General features: G+C 71.8%; 21 protein-coding genes. 12 read left to right on the top strand and 9 right to left on the bottom strand.

The features are described 5' to 3' along the window. Positions 1 to 120: 120 nt before the first annotated feature. A complete protein-coding gene (locus ABD831_RS04135) occupies positions 121 to 486 on the bottom strand; it encodes an Rv0909 family putative TA system antitoxin (protein ID WP_142175830.1) in 366 nt (121 codons plus the stop codon). A 291-nt stretch (positions 487 to 777) separates the two neighbouring features. On the opposite strand from ABD831_RS04135, the gene ABD831_RS04130 reads away from it, so the two are divergent. After that, positions 778 to 1,530 (top strand): SDR family NAD(P)-dependent oxidoreductase, encoded by a 753-nt coding sequence (locus ABD831_RS04130; RefSeq protein WP_344941916.1) that lies wholly within the window; start codon positions 778 to 780, stop codon positions 1,528 to 1,530. A gap of 50 nt (positions 1,531 to 1,580) precedes the next feature. On the opposite strand, the gene ABD831_RS04125 is transcribed toward ABD831_RS04130, so the two are convergent. The 3 genes from ABD831_RS04125 to ABD831_RS04115 all read right to left on the bottom strand — a co-directional run bounded on the left by ABD831_RS04125 (position 1,581) and on the right by ABD831_RS04115 (position 4,446). Beyond that, entirely contained in the window at positions 1,581 to 2,612 is a 1,032-nt protein-coding gene (locus ABD831_RS04125) for an NAD(P)H-binding protein (protein WP_344941913.1), read from the bottom strand. After that, positions 2,609 to 3,160, bottom strand: a complete 552-nt coding sequence (locus ABD831_RS04120; protein WP_344941910.1) for an SRPBCC family protein — start codon at positions 3,158 to 3,160, stop codon at positions 2,609 to 2,611. The genes ABD831_RS04125 and ABD831_RS04120 overlap by 4 nt, the downstream gene beginning before the upstream one ends. 101 nt (positions 3,161 to 3,261) lie before the next feature. Next, a complete protein-coding gene (locus ABD831_RS04115) occupies positions 3,262 to 4,446 on the bottom strand; it encodes a GNAT family N-acetyltransferase (protein WP_344941907.1) in 1,185 nt (394 codons plus the stop codon). Between the two features lie 404 nt (positions 4,447 to 4,850). Between ABD831_RS04115 and ABD831_RS04110 the strand changes: the two genes are divergently transcribed. Then, positions 4,851 to 6,524, top strand: a complete 1,674-nt coding sequence (locus ABD831_RS04110; RefSeq protein ID WP_344941902.1) for a hypothetical protein — start codon at positions 4,851 to 4,853, stop codon at positions 6,522 to 6,524. A 65-nt stretch (positions 6,525 to 6,589) separates the two neighbouring features. Further along, positions 6,590 to 7,390 carry an inositol monophosphatase family protein gene (locus ABD831_RS04105; protein ID WP_344941899.1) on the top strand — a complete coding sequence of 267 codons (801 nt, stop codon included), beginning with the start codon at positions 6,590 to 6,592 and terminating at the stop codon, positions 7,388 to 7,390. Between the two features lie 93 nt (positions 7,391 to 7,483). Here the strand turns inward: ABD831_RS04105 and ABD831_RS04100 are convergent, their stop codons facing one another. After that, on the bottom strand, positions 7,484 to 8,116 hold the full coding sequence (locus ABD831_RS04100; RefSeq protein WP_344941897.1) for a hemerythrin domain-containing protein: 633 nt from the start codon (positions 8,114 to 8,116) through the stop codon (positions 7,484 to 7,486). 182 nt (positions 8,117 to 8,298) lie between these two features. Between ABD831_RS04100 and ABD831_RS04095 the strand changes: the two genes are divergently transcribed. Both ABD831_RS04095 and ABD831_RS04090 read left to right on the top strand, forming a co-directional pair. Further along, a complete protein-coding gene (locus ABD831_RS04095; RefSeq protein WP_344941894.1) occupies positions 8,299 to 9,720 on the top strand; it encodes an esterase/lipase family protein in 1,422 nt (473 codons plus the stop codon). A 32-nt stretch (positions 9,721 to 9,752) separates the two neighbouring features. Continuing rightward, a complete protein-coding gene (locus ABD831_RS04090; protein ID WP_344941889.1) occupies positions 9,753 to 10,172 on the top strand; it encodes a VOC family protein in 420 nt (139 codons plus the stop codon). 13 nt (positions 10,173 to 10,185) lie between these two features. Here ABD831_RS04090 and ABD831_RS04085 read toward each other — a convergent pair whose 3' ends face one another. The 4 genes from ABD831_RS04085 to ABD831_RS04070 are packed head-to-tail and all read right to left on the bottom strand — an operon-like array spanning position 10,186 to position 14,035. Further along, positions 10,186 to 10,968 carry an arylamine N-acetyltransferase family protein gene (locus ABD831_RS04085; protein ID WP_344941886.1) on the bottom strand — a complete coding sequence of 261 codons (783 nt, stop codon included), beginning with the start codon at positions 10,966 to 10,968 and terminating at the stop codon, positions 10,186 to 10,188. 33 nt (positions 10,969 to 11,001) lie between these two features. Beyond that, on the bottom strand, positions 11,002 to 12,024 hold the full coding sequence (locus ABD831_RS04080; RefSeq protein ID WP_344941883.1) for a Y-family DNA polymerase: 1,023 nt from the start codon (positions 12,022 to 12,024) through the stop codon (positions 11,002 to 11,004). A 39-nt stretch (positions 12,025 to 12,063) separates the two neighbouring features. Next, a complete protein-coding gene (locus tag ABD831_RS04075) occupies positions 12,064 to 13,065 on the bottom strand; it encodes a patatin-like phospholipase family protein (protein ID WP_344941880.1) in 1,002 nt (333 codons plus the stop codon). Between the two features lie 52 nt (positions 13,066 to 13,117). Continuing rightward, positions 13,118 to 14,035: a sigma-70 family RNA polymerase sigma factor gene (locus ABD831_RS04070; RefSeq protein ID WP_344941877.1), complete on the bottom strand. Its 918-nt coding sequence runs from the start codon at positions 14,033 to 14,035 to the stop codon at positions 13,118 to 13,120. 88 nt (positions 14,036 to 14,123) lie between these two features. On the opposite strand from ABD831_RS04070, the gene ABD831_RS04065 reads away from it, so the two are divergent. The 7 genes from ABD831_RS04065 (at position 14,124) to ABD831_RS04035 (ending at position 22,840) form a co-directional block, all read left to right on the top strand. After that, positions 14,124 to 14,462 carry a VOC family protein gene (locus tag ABD831_RS04065; RefSeq protein WP_344941874.1) on the top strand — a complete coding sequence of 113 codons (339 nt, stop codon included), beginning with the start codon at positions 14,124 to 14,126 and terminating at the stop codon, positions 14,460 to 14,462. Positions 14,463 to 14,964: 502 nt separating this feature from the next. Then, positions 14,965 to 16,017, top strand: a complete 1,053-nt coding sequence (locus ABD831_RS04060; protein WP_344941871.1) for a LacI family DNA-binding transcriptional regulator — start codon at positions 14,965 to 14,967, stop codon at positions 16,015 to 16,017. Between the two features lie 153 nt (positions 16,018 to 16,170). After that, the gene (locus tag ABD831_RS04055) at positions 16,171 to 17,424 is read left to right on the top strand and encodes a sugar ABC transporter substrate-binding protein (RefSeq protein WP_344941868.1); all 1,254 of its coding nucleotides are present in this window, start codon (positions 16,171 to 16,173) and stop codon (positions 17,422 to 17,424) included. A 4-nt stretch (positions 17,425 to 17,428) separates the two neighbouring features. Next, complete coding sequence (locus tag ABD831_RS04050; protein ID WP_344941864.1) at positions 17,429 to 18,352, top strand: carbohydrate ABC transporter permease; 924 nt, start codon at positions 17,429 to 17,431, stop codon at positions 18,350 to 18,352. A 2-nt stretch (positions 18,353 to 18,354) separates the two neighbouring features. Continuing rightward, on the top strand, positions 18,355 to 19,287 hold the full coding sequence (locus ABD831_RS04045; protein WP_142175866.1) for a carbohydrate ABC transporter permease: 933 nt from the start codon (positions 18,355 to 18,357) through the stop codon (positions 19,285 to 19,287). Positions 19,288 to 19,306: 19 nt separating this feature from the next. Continuing rightward, complete coding sequence (locus ABD831_RS04040; RefSeq protein WP_344941861.1) at positions 19,307 to 20,926, top strand: glucoamylase family protein; 1,620 nt, start codon at positions 19,307 to 19,309, stop codon at positions 20,924 to 20,926. A 78-nt stretch (positions 20,927 to 21,004) separates the two neighbouring features. After that, a complete protein-coding gene (locus tag ABD831_RS04035) occupies positions 21,005 to 22,840 on the top strand; it encodes a glycoside hydrolase family 3 protein (RefSeq protein WP_344941857.1) in 1,836 nt (611 codons plus the stop codon). Positions 22,841 to 22,861: the final 21 nt, after the last annotated feature.

Below are 22,861 nucleotides of genomic sequence, written 5' to 3'. Positions count from 1 at the left end.
GAACGTCCGGCGGACCGGGTGTCGCTCCCAGCATGCCCGGACGCCGGCGGCAGGGCAGGAGAAGAGCCGTATGCCGCCGAGGGGGGTCGCAACGGCATACGGCTCTTCAGGGGTGCCGGCTCAGGTGGGGTTGCCGGCGGGGGTGTCCTCGTCGAAGGCACTGTGCTTGTCGTCGGGCACGGCGGAGGCGGCGGGGGTGGGAGGTGCCGCCTTGTCGTGTTGCTCGACGAGCTTGTCGATGCCCTTGTCGACCGAGGCACGAACCTTGGTCACGGTGTCGGCGTGCTTGGCGCCGGTCTTCTCGCCGATCTTGGCCTCGGCCTTGTCGAGCGTCGCGTCGACCTTGCCCCGGTTCTGCTGGGCGTAGCCGGCTGCGGCCGACATGACGGCCTTGGCCATCTCGACGACAGCGTCACCGAAGTCCTTGGCCTTCTCCTGGAAGTGGACCTCGTCCGCCTTGTGCTTCAGCTGCTCACCGAAAGACACGGTGTCTCCTCATCTCGCACTGGGCCCGACCCACGTCGGGCTCACTGCTTCCACAGTCATACCCGGAGGCCTCCCGTCGCAACCGGGGTCGACCCCGAGATCGACCCCGACCGACCCTGAGTCGGGTGCCGGGCAGCCCGGATGTCCGTGATGTGCAGGTGTGTCGGCCCCGTGTCTGGTGCGTCACGTCCGGGAGATAGGGGACCAAAGGGACCGCGCTCCGCGAGCCCAGGGTGGAGACTGGAGATGGACGCAAAAGCCTTGCCCCACAACTGAACTGGAGTGATCACCATGGAGAGGCTCGAAGGACGGGTGGCGCTCGTGACGGGCGCGGCGAGCGGTATCGGCAAGGCCACGGCACGACGCCTCGCCGACGAGGGCGCGGCGGTCCTGCTGACCGACGTCAACGAGTCCCTGGGCGCCACGACCACCGAGGAGCTCCGGGCCGCGGGCGCCAAGGTCGACTTCCTCAGGCACGACGTCGCGAGCGAGGCGGACTGGGAGGCCGCGGTGGCCAAGGCGGTCGAGGAGTTCGGCGGGCTCGACATCGTCGTCAACAACGCCGGCATGGGTGACCTCGCCACGATCGAGGAGACCAGCCTCGAGGACTGGCAGCGCACCATCGCGATCGACCAGACGGGGGTCTTCCTCGGCATGAAGACCGCCGCGCCCCACCTCAAGGCCTCCGGTCACGGGTCCGTCGTCAACATCAGCTCGATCTTCGGCACGAGCGGCGGCTTCGGCACCTCACCCGCCTACCACGCGGCCAAGGGCGCGGTGCGGACCCTGACGAAGAACGTCGCCCTGCACTGGGCCACCGAGGGCGTGCGGGTCAACTCGATCCACCCCGGCTTCATCGACACCCCGATCCTCGACACGGCCCGCGGCACGCCTTTCGAGCAGGTCATGCTCGACCTGACCCCGATGGGACGCCTCGGACGGCCGGAGGAGATCGCGGCCGGCGTCGCCTACCTCGTCAGCGACGACGCGTCGTTCGTCACCGGCCTCGAGCTCTACATCGACGGCGGCTACATCGCGAAGTGACCGGCACCCAGACTGCCCCGGCGGTGTGACGGGGCACCGGCCGTCCACGGCTACCGGCCGCGGACGGCCGACCAGATCCAGCCCGTGACCGACCGGTGCCGCGCCCACGCCGGGTCACCGGCCGACGGGGCCTGCGGGTCACCATCGACCGAGGCGCCGTCCACTGCGCCGTCGCCAGCCCGGGTCGTGGCCAGCGACCGCGACACGGCGTCGGCCACTCCCAACCGTCCGGCCGGAGGCTCTCCGAGCACGTCGGCAGCATCGCGGTCGCCGACCATGTCGTGCCCGAGGCTCGGGATGAGCGACTGCACGGTCCCGCTGGGCACGTCGACGAGGAGGCCGGCCACGCGCGCGACCGTCTCGACCGGCGCCAGCCACACGGGCAGCTGCACGCGCAGCAGGCGGGCGCGGGCGGCATACGTCCTCAGCAGCGAGACGTAGCTGAGCCGGTCGGGCCCGACGACGTCGAGGTGCCCGGTCACTCCGGACCGCTCGAGCGCCTCGGCGAGGAACCACACGGCGTCAGCGACCGCGACCGGCTGGATGACCGAGCTGCCCATCCACGCGGGGACGGTCTGCACGAGCCCGAGCCGGTGCGACATCTGACGCATCACCTCGAAGCTCGTCGACCCGGCCCCCACGACCATCGATGCCCGCAGCGTCAGCACGGAGCAGTCCGCCGTCGCGAGGATCTCCTCGACCTCGAGCCGCGAGAGCAGGTGGTCCGACAGCTCGTCGGTGGGCAGGTCGGGCACGATCCCCGAGAAGTAGACGAGCCGCGACGCGCCCACGACGCCCGCGGCATACGCGACGTTGTCGGCCGCCTGACGGTCGAGCCGCATGAAGTCCGGGTCGTCGAGCCCGTGCACGAGGTAGCAGATCGCGTCGACACCACGCAGCGTCTCGACGACGCGCTCCTCGTCCTGCACGTCGACGCGTCGCCACTCGACGTCACCCGACCAGGGGTATGCCGTCGACGGGCTCCGATGGTGCGTGGCCACGACGTCGTGGCCGCGGCGGAGCAGCTCCGGCACGAGCCGCGACCCGACGTAGCCGCTCGCGCCGACGACAGCGACCCTCATCGGCGTTTGCGCTCACGGCGGTCGCGCCGGAACGAGCCGAGCAGGTCACTCGCGGAGCGGACGAGGTCGAGCGACCCCTCGTCGTCCGCCTCGGCGTCGGGGACCGCCCCGGACACGGCCATGCAGCTGAGGAAACGCTCGATGAGCGGGTCGGAGGCGCGCTGCACGAGACCGGTGCCGAAGTCCATCGGGAAGCCGAGGAAGACGAGGTCGGTCACGAGGTGCGCGCGGGTGCGGTCGTCCGTGCCGGTCGCGCGCAACGTCAGCGTGATGTCGATGGTGGCCTTGCCGAGACCGTGCCGCTCCTGCCCCGTCGCCGTGAGGCGCGCCCGGCCGCCGTCCTCGTCGCGCTCGACCATCGACCCGGTCCCGTCGAAGTACATCGACAGCGGCCCGAGCTTGGCCTTGATCTCGCCCACGAAGTCGTCGCCGTGGACCTCGGTGACCTTCGCCCCGGGGAAGCAGCGACCGATCCGGCGCAGGTCCATGAAGTTCGCCCAGACCGCGTCGCGCGGTGCGTCGAGCTCCTGCTCGTGAGCGAGCCTCATCGGGTGTCCTTCCGTCGGCCGCGCCGCCCGGTTCGTGGCGGGCGGCGCAGGGTTCAACCGTGGCATACCCGGACCGACCCCGACAGGGGCGCCGTGGTCCGTCAGTCGGTCGCGCCCGGCGGCAGCAGCTCCCAGTGGAGGCCGTCGCCCCAGCCGCCGCCGGCGACCCGGTCGACGGCGTGCTCACGCCCGAACTCCACGAAGCCGACCGAGCGCAGCACGGCGTTGCTCGCCTCGTTGTCGGCCGCGGTCTCGGCGACGAGCCGGCGCACCCCCAGGCCACCCTCGCCCGCCGGAGCCAGCGCGTGGCCGACGGCGAGCCGGGACGCCTCCTTGGCGGCGCCGCGACCGCGGGCGCTCGGGAAGAACTGGTAGCCGAGCTCGGCCGTGTCTCCGATCGGGCCGCCCCGGCTGAAGAGGGTGACGCTGCCGAGGGCGCGGTCGGTCTCGAGGTCGGCCACGCACCAGTCGACGGCCGTTCCCTCGGACATCCGCTCCTGCCGCGTGCGCAGCCACGTCGGGAAGGTCTCGGGCCGCAGGATCGACCGGGGCGGCATCCAGTGCTCGGGGTCGTGGCGCGGCTCGATGGCGTCGACGTCGTCCGGTCGCCAGGGCCGCAGGCGCACCCGCTCGCCCGCGATCGGTGGCGGGGCGAGCCACGGCGTCTGCGCCGAGAGCGGGTCGCCCGGGGTGATGCTGCCGGTCCACGTGTCGAGGGCCTCGAGGCCGCCCTCCGGGTCGGGGTGGCTGCCCGGGATCGTGCCGTGGAAGGAGAAGCCGGCTGCCCACACGGCGCGGCGTGAGCCCCAGTTGCCGACGACCGCGCGCCAGTGGACGCGGCTGACCGGCGCGCCCCAGACCGGCGTCGCGAAGGCGTGCGTGACGACGAGCCGGACCGCGCGCGACATCAGTCCCCGGCCCCGGGCGTCCGGGTGCAGGCCGAAACCGAGCTCGCCGGCGGACGGCGCCGCCCCGGGACGCAGGTCGATGGTGCCGCCGTAGCGGGCCGCGCCCGTCTCGTCCGTCCACTCGATCGCCCACGAGCGGGTGCCGCCGGGCTCACCCCACGCGCCGAGGTTGTGCTCGACCCAGCCCAGCGCGTCCTCGCGCGAGTAGGGGCGGGGGACCGTCGTCCAGCGCAGGCTCTCGGGGTCGGTGCTCTGCTCGACGATCGCGTCGGCGTCGTCCACGGAGTGCGCCCGGAGGGTCACGACGCCATCGGTCAGGGTGACGACCGGTGGGGTGTCGCGGGGGGCGTCGGCGGGCGGCTGGGAGGTGTCGGTCACGGCGTCAGCCTGCCAGCCGGCATACGCCCTCGTCACCGCGGTTTGCCGCCCGCGAGGCGTCCGGGGAACGACAAGGACCGGGAGCCAGCACAGCCGGCTCCCGGTCCAGTGGCCCGCTTCCCCTCCACAGGCTGCGTTCCGAGGCCTACCGTACCCAATGGACGGTCGGGACGAACACGCGTTGCGTGACGACCTGACGGGCGCAACTCGGGGGTGGGTACGGGCCAGGCGACACGGGTCGTCGGCCACGTGAAAGGGGTTGCGGTGAGCTCGCTGACAGGGGTCGCACAGTCGTGCGGGCGGGCCTGGGACACAGGGACGCCCGATGTCGGGACGGGAGTCTCCCCCTGGCCGCGACTCCCGTCCCTGAGCATCGGGCTCGACCGCCACCCTATGAAGGTCGTATGCCGTGTCCGTCCCAGGTTGCGCAGGTCCGTGCCGCGCGCAACAACGCCGACGCACACCCGGAGCACGGCGTGCTGAGCGAGGAGATGCAGTGGGTGCTGCGCAACGCCCGGCTGCACGCCGCCGACCCGGCGCTGCGCAGCGCCGCCGGCTTCGCCCAGGGGGCGGGCCGGGCCGAGCCGGTCCACCGGGCGCAGGTGGGGCGGTGGGAGAACGGCGGCGTCGAGATGACCCGGGCGCTCGTGCGTCGCTACGAGACGGTGCTCGCCCTGCCGGAGGGGCAGCTGCTCAGCGCCATCGACTTCTTCGCCCGCTCCCGCAAGCCGGTCCGGTCGGCCGCGACGCTGCCGCCGCGCACCGACCCCGACGTCGACGCGACCCTCGTGCTCCTCGAGCGCGCCCTCGCGGACGAGCGGATGACCGGGTTGGACTGGGACCGCCTCTCCGACAACCTCGGCCGGATGCCGCACGCGATGGTCCGCGCGTCGGACTGGGAGCGGATCTTCCGACGGCTGCTCCAGGAGCTCAGCCTCGGCCTCCACCTCGACTACGCCCGGCGCGCCGAGGCCCTCGCGCGCCTCGCCGGGCACCCCCGGAGCGGAGCCGTCGTCGCCGGGCTCGCCGAGGAGGTCGTCGCCCGTCCCGACGCGCAGTTCTACAACGACACCCTGAGCCTGCTGCAGTTCACCCGCGACCCGCAGGCCCTCTCGGTGCTCCTCGGGCAGCTGCGCGAGCCGACCAGCCCGAGCTCGCTGCGCGCCTGCCTCATCGTCCTGACGACCCTCGTGCGCGGCGCCCGTCTCGACCCGGAGACCCGGCTCGAGGCCGTCCGTCTCGCCGTGCGGCACCTACGCGACCCCGACCAGCCCTACCTCGTGCACCGCGGCGCCGCCAACCTCGTGCGCACCCTCGGTCCGGCCGGCAGCCACCGCGTCGCGGCCGTCCTCACGGCGGAGGACCGGCAAGCCGCCGCCTCGATCATCCGGGACGGGCGGGCGATCACCTCGCGGGCGATCCGCGAGGCGCACCAGCGGATCCGGTCGGTGCTCGAGGCCGGCGAGGGGCGGGCCGCCGCCGGCGAGCCGATCCTCGGCGACCTGCTGCAGACGGCGCTGGGCGAGACGAACGAGGAGGACCGCTCCAACGCCCTCTGCATCCTCATGCTCTCGCCGCAGAGCTCGATCATCGGCAGCGTGCACGCTGCCGCGTTCGCCGACGCCATGGCACGACAGGACCACGTGGCCGCGCACGAGAGCGCCACCGTCCTGAGCTGGATGGGACAGGTCGAGGACCTCGACATGTTCGAGCGCTACGCCCTGTCACCCGCCACGCCGCCCACCGTCGCGATGGAGGCCGGCTACGTCGTCGGCAACACCGTCGAGGGTCCGGGCCGCCGGCGCGACGAGCGTGAGGCCGCCTTCGCGCGTCGCGTCGCCGAGGTCGTCGCGGCCGGGACGGGGAGCGGGCCCGCCGAGCTGCAGGACGAGCTGCACGCCGAGCTGTTGCGGGGCCTCGTCTACGTCCTCGGCATGCGCGGGCGCCGCGACCTGCTGAGGGCGCTCGCCGACGCACTGCCCGTGCCCGGACCGGACCCCCGGGCGATGCCGGAGATCGCGCGCGGCATCCTCGGCTGGTGGCTCGCCGTGCCCGAGCACCTGCGACCGGAGCGCTGACCACGGAGCGCTGAGTACTGGGCGGTGGAGACGGCGCGCCCAGTCGGGGTCGCTAGGTTGGGGGCGTGCAGACGGACGAGGTGCTGAGCCTCCTGAAGGACGTGGCCGAGCAGGTCATCAACCCCCGGTTCCGGGCGCTCGCCGACGGCGAGATCCACGAGAAGCGCCCGGGTGACCTCGTGACCGACGCCGACCGCGAGGCGGAGGTGCTCATCACCGAGGCCCTCGTCGCCGCCTACCCCGACGCCGTCGTGCTCGGCGAGGAGACCTTCGCCGGTGACCCGGCGCTCATGGACCGCTATGCCGTCGCGGACCACGCGTTCACCGTCGACCCCGTCGACGGCACGAAGAACTTCGTCCACGGCTCCAAGGACCACGCCGTCATGGTGAGCGAGACCGTCGCCGGCGAGGCGGTGCGGGCCTGGATCTGGCAGCCGCAGCACGAGGTCGGCTACGTCGCCGAGCGCGGTTCCGGCACCTGGCGCCACGACGCCGACGGCTCGCAGCGCCTGACGGTCCCGCAGCGCGACGACGCCGCGCTGAGAGGCCGCACGTCGCGCCGGGCCTGGATCGGACAGGCCCTCGCCGGGCTCCAGCCGATGACGCTGACCTGGGTGTCCTGCGGCATCGACTACCCCAAGCTCGTCGAGGGCGAGGCCGACTACATCCTCTACGCGTCCGCCGCCCCGTGGGACCACGTGCCGGGCTCGCTCCTGCTCGCCGAGGCCGGTGGGCTGCTCGGCACGACCGAGGGCGTCACCTACTCACCCCGCGACACCGCGCCCCCGGGCCTGGTCGCCGCCGGCAGCCCCACGGCATACGACCACGTATGCCGTGCGCTCGCCTCGAGCGCCCACCTGCCCTGACCTCCCGGCGACCTCTCGACCGGCGACCTCTCGACCGGCCGACCGGCCGACCGGCCGACCGGCCGACTCGAGTGCCCAGCTCTGCTCGGCTCGCTACTCCTCGGAGGCGCCGGCCGACGCCTTCTTGGACCGGGCGGCGCGGGCGGGGGCGGTCTTCGCTGCCTTCCTGGCCTGGTTCGCGGCCTTCTTGGCGGTGGCCGACGCCGTGCTCGTCTTCTTCGCCGCGACGTAGCGCTTCGGGTCCTTGTCCTTCGGGGTGATCCCCTCGGCCCAGCGCACCGCCTCGTAGCGCAGGAACTGGACGGCGATCTCGTGGCGCAGCTCGAGGCTCGCGCGCTGGCGGAAGTCGGCGAGGTCCTGGCGCTCCTCCTCGCCCATGTGGTCGCTGTTGTGGACGTTGGCGTCGACGACCGCCGTCCACCACGCCTCGGAGCCGGTGCGGCAGCGGCCGACCTTGCGCACGGACTTCCGGATGTCGTTGTGGTCCTTGACCGCGTCCTCCACCTCTTCGTCGACGGACTCGGCATCGGCGCCGCCCGTGCCGATGCGCAGCAGCTCGGGGTAGAAGTAGAGCTCCTCGGCCTCGGCGTGCGTCTCGAGGAGGATCTCGAGGCGCTTCCAGATCGCGGCGAGGCCCTCGTGGTCGTCGCGCGGCCACTCCTCGAGCATGGCGAACATCCGTCGCTGCTCGTCGTGCTGGCGAAGGATGACGTCGGTGATGTCCACGGTGGGCCTTTCTGTCGTCCGGAGGCTTCCGGATCCACTGTGCCGCATCCATACCCCTTGTCCGCGGACGCCGGGTTCGAGGGCAGGCTTGGCCGTTTTGCGTATCAGCGTGGGTCGGTGGTGCCACCGTTGTGCGGGGGGACTCCACCGACAGTTCACCGACGCAGGATGGGTGGTTCGGCATGACGAGCAACGATCTGGTCGTGGTGCTTCCGGGCATCACCGGCAGCACCCTCGGGGTCCGCGGTGACGACGGCTCCCCGGCGAGCGAGCACCTCATCTGGGCCCCGAGCGCCGGCGCCGTGTGGAAGCTGCTCACCGGCGGCCAGTCGATCCTCAAGAAGGCCCTGCCCGAGGGGATCGGCGACGGCCACCCGGACGACGGCGTCGAGCCGGTCGGTCTCATGCCGGACGTCCACGTCCTGCCGGGCATCTGGACGCCGATCCGCGGCTACGACGTGCTCGTCAGTGCCCTCGAGAAGCAGGGCTACCAGCGCGGGACGGGCGGCAAGCCGGCCACCCTCATCGCCTTCGCCTACGACTGGCGCCTGTCGAACCGCTACAACGGGGAGCGCCTGAAGACCGTCGTCGAGCCGGCGCTCGAGCAGCTGCGGGCGCAGGGCGGGGCGTATGCCGACGCCAGGGTCGTCTTCATCTGCCACTCCATGGGTGGCCTGATCGCACGCTGGTACATCGAGAAGTGCGGCGGGGCCGAGGTGACCCGCAAGCTCATCACGCTCGGCACGCCGTGGCGCGGGGCGACCGACGCGCTCGAGCAGCTCGTCAACGGGGTCAAGAAGGGGATCGGTCCGCTGTCGCTCGACCTGACGGACTTCTCCCGCAGCATGCCCTCGCTCTTCCAGCTGCTGCCGGAGTACGCCTGCATCAGCAACGGGGGCGGCTGGGCCAAGACGACGGAGGTCTCGGTGCCCAACGTCAGCACGGCGATGGTCGCCGACGCGATGGCCTTCCACACCGACCTGCAGGCCGCGGAGACGGCGCGACCGGCGAGCCGCACCATGACGCACATGGTCGTCGGCATCCGCCAGCCGAGCCAGACGACGGTCACGTTCCAGGACGGGCACGCCGTCACGTCGCAGACCTTCGGCTCCGACAACGACTACGGCGACGGCACGGTCTCGCTGACCGGCGCGGTCGGCCTGGGGGAGGCCCTCGACACCAACCTGGCCGTGCGCGTGCCCGAGCAGCACACGAACCTCCAGTGCAACCAGTTCGTCCTCGACCAGGTGCAGGAGATCCTGACGGCCCAGCCGGTCCGCCGCCGCGAGATCACCGACACGAACGTGCGGGCCGTCGTGCCAGACCTCGTCACGGCGGGCCAGCCGCTCAAGGTGGCCTTCGACCTCGAGGCGGACGACCCGGGCGACGACCCGCCGCGCAAGGCCGTGACCGTCTCGGTGCGGGACGCCAAGGGGAAGGTGCTCGCCACGGCCGAGCCGAAGCTGCGGGCCGGTCACGGGGTGGCGACCTTCGCCGACCTGCCGCCGGGGACGCACACCGTCACCCTCGCGGGCTCGAGTCCGAGCTCGACGGTGCGACCCGTCACCTCGACGACCCTCGTCTGGCCCGAGCCGTCCCGCTGACCGCTGTCCCCCGGCGGTGGTTGGCTGGGTGCATGACGAGCACTCAGGACCCTCAGACCCCTGCATCGAAGATCGGCTGGGACTGCGTCGCGCTCGACTGCGCCGACGCCGCCGGAGTCGCGCAGTTCTATGCCGACCTGCTCGGCGGGACGGTCGACGCTGACCCGGACGGCGACTGGTTCAACGTCGTGTGGGACGGGCCGCGCATCGCCACCCAGGTCGCGCCCGGCCACGAGTCGCCGGACTGGCCGCGCGGTCAGCAGCAGGCTCACCTCGACTTCGTCGTCGGCGACATCGTGGCCGCCCACGAGCGGGTGCTCGCCCTGGGCGGCACGGCCCTCGACCCGGTCGACCCGCCGCAGCAACGGCCCGAGCGTGGCTTCCGCGTCTACGCCGACCCGGCCGGCCACCCGTTCTGCCTGTGTCGCCCGACCAGGGACGCCTGGGACTGAGTGCCGCCCGGCCTCAGCCGAGGTCGATGCCGAAGTGCTCGGCGAGGACGGCCCGGACGGCGTCCTCGTCGGGCAGCGCGGTCTCGTGCCGTCGCCCGTGCGTCGTCGTGATGAGCCGGTCGCCGCTCAGCGTGATGCGCCCGGTGGCGGTCAGGCGTGAGACCACGCGCGAACGAGTGAAGTGGCTCTCGGCCGACGTCTGCTGCCAGACGTTGCGCTCCTCGAAGTCGGCCAGCGGGTGCGACGCCTGGGTGAAGACGTACTGCGTGTGCCACTCACCGTCGGGCTGTCGCTCCCGGTAGTGCCAGAGTGCCCCGTCGCGCACCAGGCCGACGTGCTTGCCCGGCTCGGCGCGCTGCTCCCCGTCTCGCAGCGCGAGCGGCTCGATGAACGCGTCCCCGAAGCCGACGTCGGCGAGCACCGCCCCGTCGAGGTCGCCGCCCGTCACGACGAGCGCCAGGTGGTCGAAGTCCTCGGTGAGGCCGCCGCCCGCAGAGGCCACCCGCGCGGAGACGAGGTCGACGGCATACCCGAGGCTGCGCAGCAGCAGCGCGAAGAGCCCGTTCAGCTCGTAGCAGTAGCCGCCCCGGTGCGCGTCGACCACCTTGCGCAGCAAGGCATCCCGGTCGAGTCGGATGGGCCGGCCGAGGGAGATGTCGAGGTTCTCGAAGGGCACCGCCAGCAGGTGCGCCCGGTGCAGGGAGGCGAGGGCCGCTGCCGTCGGCGCCTGGGGAGCCGCGGCGCCGATGCGCGAGAGGTAGGCAGCCACCTCGGGAGCGGAGGGGGGTGTGGTCACGCGACCATGCTGCGACCTCGAGCCCACTGGAGGTCAAGCGGGCGCAGGCAGGGGCAGGGTGATGCCCACCATGGAGACGCCACGCCCGTCGTCCTCGTATGCCGTCTGCTCGAGCAGGTGTCCGGCCGCGGTCCGCAGGACGGCAGGGTCGAGCGTCGGGGCCTCGAGCGGCCCGCGCCGGAGCGCCTGGGCTCCGTCGTCGTAGCGGACGAGCACCTCGAGCCGGTTCGGGAGCCGCGGCGGGCCGTCCAGCCCGAGCACCCGGGTCACGGCGCGGTCGACGCACTCGTCGAGCACGGCGACGACCTTGGACCGGGTCCGGGTGGCGGCGAAGGACCGGGTCGCACTCACCGACCGGCGCGGCCCCGGGAGGCGGACCGTCGCGTCGTCGGTGCCGCGCGCGATGGAGACGAGACGGCGCGCCATGGCCGTGGTGACGATGGGCTTGAGGTCGTCCTCGTCGAGGCCGTGGAGGTCCGAGACGACGAAGAGGCCTGCGGCGTGGAGCTTCTCGTAGGTCGTGGGCCCGACGCCCCAGAGCTCGTCGAGACGCAGGCGCGGCCGCGCCCGGGCCTCCAGCTCCGCGTCGACGACGATCAGGCCGTCGGGCTTGGCGCGGCGGCTCGCGAGCTTGGCCATGAGCTTGGTGCGCCCGACCCCGACCGAGACGGGCAGGCCGACCTCGGCGCGGGCCGCGGCGCGCAGGGCGACGGCGAGCCCTCGCGGGTCGCCCCGGTCGCGCCCGGTGACGTCGAGGAACGCCTCCTCCACCGAGCCCGGCTCGACGAGGGGCGTGAACCGGCGGAAGATCTCGAACAGCCGCGCTGACGCCTCCTCGTAGGCCTCGGAGCGGTAGCCCGTCACGAGCACCTGCGGCCAGCGCCGCCGCACCTGGCGCAGCGGCATGCCGGCGTGGATGCCGAGGGCGCGGGCCTCGTAGGACGGGCAGGCGACGACCTCGTGGGCCACGACCATCGGGCGCCCGCGCAGGGACGGGTCGTCGCGCTGCTCGACCGAGGCGAAGAAGGCGTCGGCGTCGGCGTGCAGGAGGACCACAGTGCCAGTCTCGCCCGCGCCACCGACAGCGCGCCGGGATCAGTAGCCGGCGTGGTCGAGGGCCTCGGTCGTCAGCTGGCGGCCGAGCTCGATCATCTCCGCGGCCCGGTGGAAGTCGAGCGTGCGCACGGCGTTGGACGGGACCGTCACGAGCACGTCGGGCGGGTTGCTCGCCATCCGGTAGCGCGAGATGAGGGCCGACATCGTCTCGAACGACATGTTGAGCAGGTCGACGAGCCCGACGTCGGCGGAGCGGACGACGAGCGCGTCCATCGGTGTCTGCGGGAGGCCGTCGACGGCCTCGGGCGGGATGGTCTGGTCGTGCTCGAGGTCGCGCGAGTGCCCCCCGAACCGGCTCGTGATGGCCCGGACGCGCTCGGACTCGAGCACCTCGGCGGCGCTCCGGCGCAGGCGAGTCGTCCACTCCTGGTGAGGGCGCTGCTCCGACGACTCCTTGACCGGGGTGGTCGGGCCCCCGGTCGCCCTCAGTCCCGAGAGCGAGACCGCGATCGTGAGGTCGGCGGCCGCCGCTGCGGTCGGCTCGATGGGGATCGGGTTGATGAGGCCGCCGTCCACGAGCACCCGCCCGTTGATGACGGCCGGGGTGATGACGCCGGGGATCGCGATCGAGGCCCGGATCGCGTGCTCGACCGGCCCGCGCTGGAACCACACCTCGCGCCGGGCGTTGATGTCGGTCGCGACCGCCGTGTAGGGGATCGGCAGGCTCTCGATCGTCGCTCCCTCGAGGATCTCGCCGACCTTGGCGATGATGCGCTCGGCGCGGATCGCGCCGTTCGGCGAGGTGATGCTGAGGTCGAGCAGCCGCCACACCTCGCGCTGGGTGAGGCTGCGCGCCCAGGCGGTGTAGGCCTCGAGCTTGCCCGCCGCCGCGACGCCGCCGACGAGGGCGCCCATCGACGTGCCCGCGATCGAGACGACCTCGAACCCGCGCTCCGCGAGCACCTCGAGCGCCCCGATGTGGGCATAGCCCCGGGCCCCGCCCGAGCCGAGCACGACCGCCGCACGCATCCCCTCCGCCACACCATCGACGATAGACGGTGGCCGCCCGCGGCTCCGGAGGACCGTCCAGGTCTCAGGAGGTCAGGTAGTAGATCTCCATCGCGGCGAGCCGGGTCCGGTCGGCCACCATCTCGATCCCGGTGACGTGGTCGCCCTCGACGGTGAAGCGGAAGGCCACCTGGGGCTCGCCGTGCAACGTCCACACCGCACCCACTCCGCCGTCGAAGGCCGCGAGCCGCGCCGACCTGGCGCCGCCGTTGAAGCGTTGGGCCACGGCGTTCGGGCCGCGCAGCGCCTCGGGGGCGCCCATCGCGACGGCCGCGGCGTCAGCCGTCAGCACGACGTCGGGGTCGAGCATCCCGAGCAGCGCGGTGAAGTCGCCGCCGCGCGCCGCCGCGAGGAAGGCGCCCACCACCTCGCGCTGCCGCGTGCGGGCGGGGCTCGACTCTTCGGCGTCTGCCGACCGCACGCGTCGTCGGGCGCGGCTCGCGAGCTGGCGGGTGGCGGCAGGGGAGCGGTCGATGATGTCCGCGATCTGCTCGAACGGCATACCGAAGAGGTCGTGGAGCACGAAGGCGAGCCGCTCGGCGGGGGCGAGCGTGTCGAGGACGACGAGCAGGGCCAGGCCGATGCTGTCGGCGAGCTCGGCCTCGCTCGCCGGGTCGGGCGGCTGCTGCGCCGGAGAGGTCGCGGCGACGCGGGCGTCACCGGTCCCGACGAGCTCGGCGAGGCCGGCGTCCCAGCTGTCCTCACGCCGGGAGCCACGTGACCGCAGCATGTCGAGGCTGATCCGCCCGACGACGGTCGTCAGCCAGCCGGCGAGGTTGGCGACCTCGCTCGTGTCGCTCCGGCTGAGCCGCAGCCACGCCTCCTGCACGGCGTCGTCCGCGTCGGCCGCCGAGCCCAGCACCCGGTAGGCCACGGCGCGCAGCCGCGGTCGCTGCTGCTCGAAGTCGCGGGCCAGCCACTCCTCGCGGGAGCTCTCGTCCATCGTCGTCACATCCTCGGGTCGTGATCCGTCATAGCACTGACGAGCCGGTGCCACCCGATGTGACACCGCACGAGAGAAGGAGACACCGATGTCTGCCGTGAACACCCTCATCTACCCCGTCGCCGACCTCGACGCCGCCAAGAAGGTCTTCTCGACCCTGCTTGGCGCGCAGCCGCACACCGACGAGGCCTACTACGTCGGCTACAACGTCGACGGCCAGGAGATCGCGCTCGACCCGAACGGCCACCGCAAGGGCCTGACGGGCGGCACGCCCTACTGGTCGGTCGACGACCTCGAGGCGACCACGGCGTCCCTCGTCGAGGCCGGGGCCACCGTCAGGCAGAAGGCGACGAACGTCGGCGGTGGGCGCACCGTCGCCGTCCTCGCGGACGCCGACGGCAACATGATCGGCCTGATGCAGGGGTGACCTGCGAGGCCTCCGTGGACGCGTGCCACCCGTCCGCCGGTGTGCCCGAGTCCCCTCGACAGCCACGAGTTCGTACTTCTTCTTCCGGGACGTCCCGGTCCGGATCCGGGCCTGGCCTGGGGAGAACGAGCTGCGGGAGCCTGGCGTGATGCTCGACAGCCGATGGACTGCCGAGCCGGCATAGGCGCTTCGACCCGATCCGCTTGCGCGGCAACGGGTTAGGCGACTCGTAGCTCCGACCAAGCGGCGTCGCGGGAAGCACCGCACCGCATACGCCCGCGGGTACCTGTCAGCACTGACGACGAGGGGCTGGAAGGGGTGTCGCCGACACCCCGACCGGCCCCTCATCTGCGTCCCCGACGGCGACCAGCCCTTGCGTGATTGGTCCGACCTGTGCACTATGGGGAGCGCAGATGTAAGCGCTTACAGAGCCGGGGAGACCCGGACGGGGGCCTGGTCGCGACACATCACTCAACGACGAGACGCGAGAGGCGGGACCCCCATGGCGACAGCACGGACGCACGACGGCAGCTCAACACCCGCTCTCACGTCGACGACGTCGGCCGGCGCCACGATCTACTCCGTCGCCGAGCACGCGGGCGTCTCTATCGCCACGGTCTCGCGGGTCCTGCAGGGTGCCGGCACGGTCTCGGCGAAGACGACCCAGAAGGTGCTCGACGCCGTCGAGGAGCTCAACTACGTGCCGCTCGGCGCCGCCCGCAGCCTCGCTGTCCGGCACCACGAGGCGCACGGTCTCGTGCTCCCCGAGCTCTCCGGTCCCTACTACTCCGAGCTGCTCATGGGCTTCGAGTCCCGCGCCGCCGAGCTCGGCCAGAGCGTCACGCTCATGCTGACCGACGGCAAGGCCGACCTCGCCCGCGCCGTCCGCCAGCTCGCCACCCACGTCGACGCGATCGCGGTGCTGGGCTCGGCCGCCATGCCGCCCGCAGTCGCCCGGGCGCTCCACGGCCAGAAGCCCGTCGTCATCATCGCCGGCACGCCCCAGGAGGGCATCGAGAGCGTCCGCGCCGAGAACGCCCACAGCGCCGAGCAGCTCACCGAGCACGTGCTCGCCCACGGCCGCACCCGGCTCGTCTTCGTCGGTGATCCCGAAGGCGCCCCCGACATCACCGAGCGTCACGCCGGCTTCGTCGCCGCCCACCGCGCCCGGGGTCTCGAGCCCGCCCCGCCGGTCCGCGTGCCCTTCCGTGAGGGGGAGGGCGAGGCCGTCGCCGAGCGCATCCTGGCCGGCGAGATCGAGGCCGACGCCCTCGTCTGCGCCAACGACGAGCTCGCCCTCGCGATCATGACCCACCTGCAGGACGCCGGCCGCGACGTCCCCGGCGACATCGCGGTCGTCGGCTGGGACGACGTCATGACCTCCCGCTACGTCCGGCCCGGCCTGACGACGGTGCGACAGCCCGTCCACGAGCTCGGCGTCATCGCCGCCGAGCGCCTCCACCAGCGCGTCTCGGGCGGCCAGCCCCGGCTCGAGCCACAGGTCCTGCCGACCGAGGTCGTCATCCGCGGGTCCTGCGGCTGCGCCCGACGCTGACCGGCCCGGCGTCCCGACGCCAGACCCACCCACGCCACCAGCCACCCCACCACCCGACACCACCCCGCCCCCCACACCCCGACACAGCCGTCGGAGAACACCTGAGAAAGCGAGACACCGATGAGACGCACTACAGCCATCACGGTCGCGTGCATGACTGCCGCGGCCCTCACCGTGACCGCCTGCGGTCGCAGCGCCGACAACGGCGGCACGGCCGCCGGACAGACGGGCGCCGCCGTCAGCACCGGCAAGGCCAGCGGCACGATCACCGTCTGGGCCATGGGTGCCGAGGGTGACAACCTGTCCAAGCTGACCAAGGACTTCGAGGCCGCCAACCCCGGCGTCAAGATCCAGGTCACGGCCATCCCGTGGGATGCCGCGCACGACAAGTTCACCACCGCCATCACGGCCGGCAAGACCCCGGACGTCGCCATGGTCGGCACGACGTGGATGGGCGAGTTCGCGAGCAGCGACGCGCTCGACCCGACCCCCGCGCAGATCGACAAGTCCGCCTTCTTCGACGGCGCGCAGAAGACGACCGAGGTGAACGGCACCTCCTTCGGCATCCCGTGGTACGTCGAGACCCGCGTCCTCTACTACCGCACCGACCTCGCCAAGAAGGCCGGCTACGACGCGCCGCCGTCCGACTGGCAGGGCCTGCACGACATGGCCAAGGCCATGCAGACCAAGGCCGGCGCGAAGTACGGCATCGGCCTGCAGGCCGGCGGCGAGGGCTCGTGGCAGACCGTCATGCCGTTCGCCTGGAGCGACGGCGCCGACCTCACCAAGGACGGCGGCAAGTCCTACAACTTCGACAGCCCGGCCATGCTCAAGGCGACGCAGTACTACCAGTCGTTCTTCACCGACGGCATCTCCAACAAGAGCGCCCCGGCGACCCCGACGACCGAGCCCGACTTCGCGAGCGGCAAGGTCCCGATGTTCATCTCCGGCCCGTGGATGATGTCCGCGGTCGAGAAGGTCGGCGGCGCCGGCTTCAAGGACAAGTACAACGTCGCGCCGATCCCCGCCGGCTCGGCCGGGTCGTCCTCGTTCGTCGGTGGCTCGAACTTCGTCGTCTTCAAGAACACGAAGAACCGCGACACCTCGTGGAAGTTCGTCCAGTGGCTGAGCGACCCCAAGGTCCAGGCCAAGTGGTACACGATCTCCACCGACCTCCCCTCGGTCAAGAGCGCCTGGCAGGACCCGGCCCTCGCCTCGGACAAGAAGCTCGCCGTCTTCGGCAAGCAGCTCGAGACGGCCAAGGCGCCGCCGTCGTTCCCGACGTGGGAGCAGGCCGTCAAGGGTCTCGACACCGAGATGGAGAAGATCACCAAGACCGGTGAGGACCCGGCGACGGGCCTCAAGACGGCCCAGCAGCAGGCCGAGTCCATCGGGACGGGTCTGTAGTCCGATGACCGTCCAGACCGGCACGACCGGTACCCGTCGGCGGGACGACTCGTCCCGCCGGCGGGAGGGGCGGGCGGCCTGGATCCTCGCGATCCCCTTCTGCCTGCTCTTCCTCGCCTTCACGGCGTGGCCGGTGATCCAGTCGCTCTTCATGAGCATCACCGACACGAAGGCTCGCGACCTGCGGCATCCCTTCAGTGTCAACATCATCGGGCTCGACAACTTCACCAAGGCGCTGTCGGACCCGACCTTCCGCAAGGCTGCCGGCAACACGGCATACTTCGTCCTCGTCGGGATGCCGCTGACGCTCGTCGTCGCGCTCGCCGCGGCGGTCGCGCTCGACAAGGGGATCACGCGCTTCCGTGCGGTCTTCCGTCTCGGCTTCTACATGCCGGTCATCACCTCGATCGTCGCGGTGGCCGTCGTGTGGCGCTTCCTCCTGCAGGACCCGGGCGGCCTCATCAACACCGCGCTCGGCTGGGTCGGCATCACCGGGCCCAACTGGCTCGGTGACCCGAACTGGTCGATGCCCTCGCTCATCCTCATGGCGTCCTGGCGCAACTTCGGCACGGCGATGATCATCTTCCTCGCCGGGCTGCAGGCGGTGCCCGCCGAGCTGCACGAGGCGGCCGCCATCGACGGCGCCGGCGCATGGAAGCGGTTCCGCTACGTCACGATGCCGTTGCTGCGCCCGACGCTGCTGTTCGTCATGGTCACGACCGCCATCGGCTACCTCCAGTTCTTCGAGGAGCCGTTCGTCATGACCAAGGGTGGGCCGCTCAACAGCACAATCTCGCTGTCGATGTACACCTACCAGCAGTTCGGCTTCGGCAACTACGGCTACGCATCGGCGATGAGCTACCTCATCTTCGTCGTCATCGCGATCGTCACGGCCCTCCAGTTCCGCCTGCTCCGAGAGAGGACGTGACCATGTCCGTCGACACCGCACCGAAGCCGGCCGGACCGGTCGGACCGGCCGCACCCGGCGCTCCGGCGCCGTCCCGGCCGGGCAGGACCAGCCGCACCGGCTCCGGCATGGTCGGCTCGAGCCAGGGCTCACGCTGGTGGCTCTACCTGCTGCTCACCGTCGCACTCGTCGCCGTCATCGCCCCCTTCGCCTGGATGGTGCTCGGCAGCTTCAAGGGCGAGGGCGAGCTGCGCCAGGTCCCGCCGACATGGCTGCCCGAGAGCGCCTCGCTCGACAACTACACCCAGCTGTTCAGCAAGCTGAACTTCGGGCAGTACTTCACCAACTCGATCGTCGTCGCGGTCGTCGTCACGGCCGGCAACCTCATCTTCTGCTCGATGCTCGGCTACGCCCTGGCGATGCTCGACTTCAAGGGCAAGAAGGTCATCTTCACCGCCGTCATGGGCACGCTCATGATCCCGGGGGTCGTGACGTTCGTGCCGCTCTTCGTGCTCGTCGCCAACGCGGGCCTCATCGACACCATCCCGGGCCTGTTCCTGCCCTTCCTCGTCAGCCCGTTCGGCGTCTTCCTCATGCGCCAGTTCATCCTCGGCCTGCCGAAGGACCTGCTCGACGCGGGCCGTGTCGACGGTGCCGGTGAGCTGCGCATCTTCTTCCGGATCATCCTGCCGCTCTGCGGTCCCGCCCTGGCCACGCTCGGGATCCTGACCTTCCTCGGCAGCTGGAACAACTTCCTGTGGCCGCTGGTCGTGGCGCAGTCCGAGGACAGGTACACCCTTCCGGTCGCCCTGGCCCTCTACTCGACCGGTCAGAACAGCACGAACTACGGCCTGCTGCTCGCCGGGGCGACCGTGGTCATCATCCCGATCCTCGTCGTCTTCCTGATCTTCCAGAAGCGCTTCATCGAGGGCATCGCCACCACCGGCCTCAAGTAACCGAACGGAGCACAGCCGCATGACAGACATGAACGACAGCACTCCGAAGACCCTGCCCACCACCACGAGCCGCCGGGCGCTGCTCGTCGGAGGCGCGGCCTCCGTCGCCGCCTTCGCGCTCGCGCCGTCGGCCTCGGCCGCGACGTCCTCCCGCAAGAGCGCGTATGCCGTCCGCACCCTCGACCGCGCGACGGTGCACACCTGGGCGGCCGACACGTGGCGCAGCCTCGTCGCGATGACGGACTCGAAGACGGGCCTGCCGGCCGACAACATCCCCGAGTCCCTGGCGGCGGGCGACCGGTCGGGCTACACGTCACCGACGAACATCGGCGGCTACCTGTGGTCGACGATCGCGGCCCGTGAGCTGGGCATCATCACGCGCGGCGAGGCGACGGCCCGCCTCATCCGCACCCTCAAGACCGTGGAGCGCATGGAGCACCACACGCCGAGCGGCATGTACTACAACTGGTACGACGAGGCCACGGCCAAGGCCCTGCACTCCTGGCCCGGATCCGGCGACAAGGTCGTCCCGTTCTGCTCGAGCGTCGACAACGGTTGGCTCGGAGCCGCCCTGCTCGTCGTGCAGAGCTCAGACGCCGCCGCCGCGCCGTGGGCCCGGCGGATCTTCGACCGGATGCGCTGGGACGCCTTCTACAACGACAACAGCGACCCCGCCCACCAGGTGCGCACCGGGGGCCTCATCCACGGCGGCTTCTACCCGTACGAGGACGGTCGCCCCGGCGGCACCTACCAGGGCACCCACATCGGTGGCGACCCCGTGTGGCTGACGACGCACCACTACGACACGACTGTCTCCGAGACCCGGATCACGAGCTACCTCGGCATCATCACCGGCCAGATCCCGGCGAAGCAGTACTTCGCGATGTGGCGCACCTTCCCCGCGACCTGCGACTGGTCGTGGCACGAGATGCAGCCCGTCGGCGAGAACCGCACCTACTACGGGATCGACGTCTACGAGGGCGCCTACACCTACCGCGGCACGCGCATCGTTCCCGGCTGGGGCGGCAGCATGTTCGAGGAGCTCATGCCCGACGTCTTCGTCGACGAGGCGGCGTGGGCGCCCAAGAGCTGGGGCCGCAACCACCCCAACCACGTCCGCGCCCAGCGCGAGCACGGCCTCATCGAGGCCGGCTACGGCTACTGGGGCTTCAGCCCCTCGAGCGACCCGTTCGCCGGCTACCGCGAGTACGGCGTCGACGCCCTCGGCCTCAACCCCGACGGCTACTTCTCCGACAAGGAGAGGACGAACTACGACCCGGGCTTCGGCGACTGCCGCGCGGCGACGAACCCGTCTCCCACGTACGGTGACGGCGTCGTGACGCCGCACGCGTCGTTCCTCGCGATGATGCACGAGCCCGACGAGGCGTTCACCAACCTCGCCCGGCTCCAGGCGGACTTCGACTCCTACGGCCGGGGCGGCTTCTTCGACGCCATCGCGGTCGGTTCCGGCACCGTGGCCCGCCGCTACCTCTCGCTCGACCAGGCGATGATCATGGGCGCCGTCGGCAACGTGCTCGGCCACGACGTCATCCGCCGCGGCTTCAGCACCCCGGCCGTCGAGCGCGCGCTGCGGCCCGTCATCGGCATCGAGGAGTTCGGCGCCAGCCCGGTCGCCTGACCCGCCCCTCCACCCCGTGGCCGTCCGATCGCACTGATCGGGCGGCCACGGGACCCCTCACGACGAAAGGCACCTCCCGTGCGCCCCGAGCTCCACACCACCGAGGACGGCGTCGCCTACCGCGACCTCAACGGAAACGGCCGGATGGATCCCTACGAGGACCCCCGGCTCCCCGTAGAGGTGCGCGTCGAGGACCTGCTCGGTCGGCTCTCGCTCGAGGAGAAGGTCGGCCTGATGTTCCAGACCGTCATCGAGGCCGGCTCGGACGGCACGGTGCTCGAGCACCCCGGCAGCATCAGCAAGTCGCCGACGAGCACGGTCGTGCTCGACAAGCACCTCACGCACTTCAACGTCCACGCGCTCGACGACCCGCGGATGGCGGCCAGGTGGAGCAACGCCCTGCAGGCACTGGCCGAGCGCACGCCACACGGCATACCCGTGACGGTGTCGACAGACCCGCGTCACGCGTTCATCGAGAACGTCGGGGTGTCCTTCTCCGCAGGCGCGTTCTCGCAGTGGCCCGAGCCGCTCGGCCTCGCGGCGCTCCGGGACGCGGACGCCGTGCGACGCTTCGCCGACATCGCCCGCCAGGAGTACGTCGCGGTGGGCATCCGTGCCGCACTGCACCCGACCCTGGACCTCGCGACCGAGCCGCGCTGGGCCCGCCAGGCCGGCACCTTCGGCCAGGATCCCGACCTCGTGACCGAGCTCGGTGTCGCCTATCTCAAGGGTTTCCAAGGGGATTCGCTCGGCTCCGGCAGCGTGGCGTGCACGAGCAAGCACTTCCCCGGCGGCGGCCCCCAGAAGGACGGCGAGGACGCGCACTTCCCCTACGGCCGCGAGCAGGTCTATCCCGGTGGGCGTTTCGCCGACCACCTCAAGCCGTTCCCGCCGATCATCGAGGCCGGCACCGCGGGGATCATGCCCTACTACGGCATGCCGGTCGACCTCGTCGTCGACGGCGTCGAGATCGAGCCGATCGGCTTCGGCTACAACAAGCAGGTGGTCACCGGGCTGCTCCGCGAGAAGCTCGGCTACGACGGCGTCGTCGTCACGGACTGGGAGCTCGTCAACGACAACCACGTCGGAGACCAGGTGCTGCCCGCCCGCGCCTGGGGCGTCGAGCACCTCGACCCGCACGGCCGCATGGAGCTCATCCTCGAGGCCGGCGCCGACCAGTTCGGTGGCGAGGAGTGCGTCGAGATCCTGCTCGACCTCGTCGCGCAGGGGCGCGTCACCGAGGCTCGCGTCGACGAGTCGGCCCGCCGCATCCTGGCGGTGAAGTTCCGTCTCGGCCTCTTCGAGAACCCCTACGTCGACGAGGACGAGGCCGCGGCGACGGTCGGGCGCGACGACTTCCGCGAGGAGGGGTATGCCGCGCAGGCCCGTTCGGTGACCGTGCTGCACCACGAGGGTGGCCGGCTGCCGCTCGAGCATGGCCTGCGCATCTACGCCGAGCAGGTCTCACCCGAGGCGGTCGCCCGGCACGGCAAGCTCGTCGACCGGCCCGAGGACGCCGACGTCGCGGTCGTGCGCCTGACGGCGCCGTTCGACCCGCGCTCGGACCTCTTCCTCGAGTCGTGGTTCCACCAGGGCTCGCTCGACTTCCCGCCCGGCCTCGTCGCCCGCCTCGAGCGGATCGCCGCGGTGTGCCCGCTCGTCGTCGACGTCGTGCTCGACCGGCCGGCCGTCCTCACCCCGCTGCTGCGCTTCGCGTCCGCGGTCGTCGGCAGCTTCGGCTCGTGCGACGACGCCCTGCTCGACGCCCTCACCGGCACCATCGCGCCCGTGGGCCGTCTGCCGTTCGACCTGCCCCGTTCGATGGATCAGGTGCGCGCACACGGCGAGGACGTCCCGGGCTACGACGACCCGCTCTTCCCCTTCGGCCACGGGCTTCGTCTCGACACGGAGTGACGTCCTCGGCGGTCTGCCGTC

Origin of the sequence: Terrabacter ginsenosidimutans (assembly GCF_039539425.1) — a bacterium.
Lineage (GTDB): Bacteria > Actinomycetota > Actinomycetes > Actinomycetales > Dermatophilaceae > Terrabacter > Terrabacter ginsenosidimutans.
This window is presented reverse-complemented; position numbering and strand designations above follow the sequence as displayed.

Coding starts and splice junctions, on each gene's coding strand:
- ABD831_RS04130 (WP_344941916.1), top strand. CDS start 778: ATGGAGAGGCTCGAAGGACGGGTGGCGCTCGTGACGGGCGCGGCGAGC.
- ABD831_RS04125 (WP_344941913.1), bottom strand. CDS start 2,612: ATGAGGGTCGCTGTCGTCGGCGCGAGCGGCTACGTCGGGTCGCGGCTC.
- ABD831_RS04120 (WP_344941910.1), bottom strand. CDS start 3,160: ATGAGGCTCGCTCACGAGCAGGAGCTCGACGCACCGCGCGACGCGGTC.
- ABD831_RS04110 (WP_344941902.1), top strand. CDS start 4,851: ATGCCGTGTCCGTCCCAGGTTGCGCAGGTCCGTGCCGCGCGCAACAAC.
- ABD831_RS04095 (WP_344941894.1), top strand. CDS start 8,299: ATGACGAGCAACGATCTGGTCGTGGTGCTTCCGGGCATCACCGGCAGC.
- ABD831_RS04090 (WP_344941889.1), top strand. CDS start 9,753: ATGACGAGCACTCAGGACCCTCAGACCCCTGCATCGAAGATCGGCTGG.
- ABD831_RS04070 (WP_344941877.1), bottom strand. CDS start 14,035: ATGGACGAGAGCTCCCGCGAGGAGTGGCTGGCCCGCGACTTCGAGCAG.
- ABD831_RS04065 (WP_344941874.1), top strand. CDS start 14,124: ATGTCTGCCGTGAACACCCTCATCTACCCCGTCGCCGACCTCGACGCC.
- ABD831_RS04060 (WP_344941871.1), top strand. CDS start 14,965: ATGGCGACAGCACGGACGCACGACGGCAGCTCAACACCCGCTCTCACG.
- ABD831_RS04055 (WP_344941868.1), top strand. CDS start 16,171: ATGACTGCCGCGGCCCTCACCGTGACCGCCTGCGGTCGCAGCGCCGAC.
- ABD831_RS04050 (WP_344941864.1), top strand. CDS start 17,429: ATGACCGTCCAGACCGGCACGACCGGTACCCGTCGGCGGGACGACTCG.
- ABD831_RS04045 (WP_142175866.1), top strand. CDS start 18,355: ATGTCCGTCGACACCGCACCGAAGCCGGCCGGACCGGTCGGACCGGCC.
- ABD831_RS04040 (WP_344941861.1), top strand. CDS start 19,307: ATGACAGACATGAACGACAGCACTCCGAAGACCCTGCCCACCACCACG.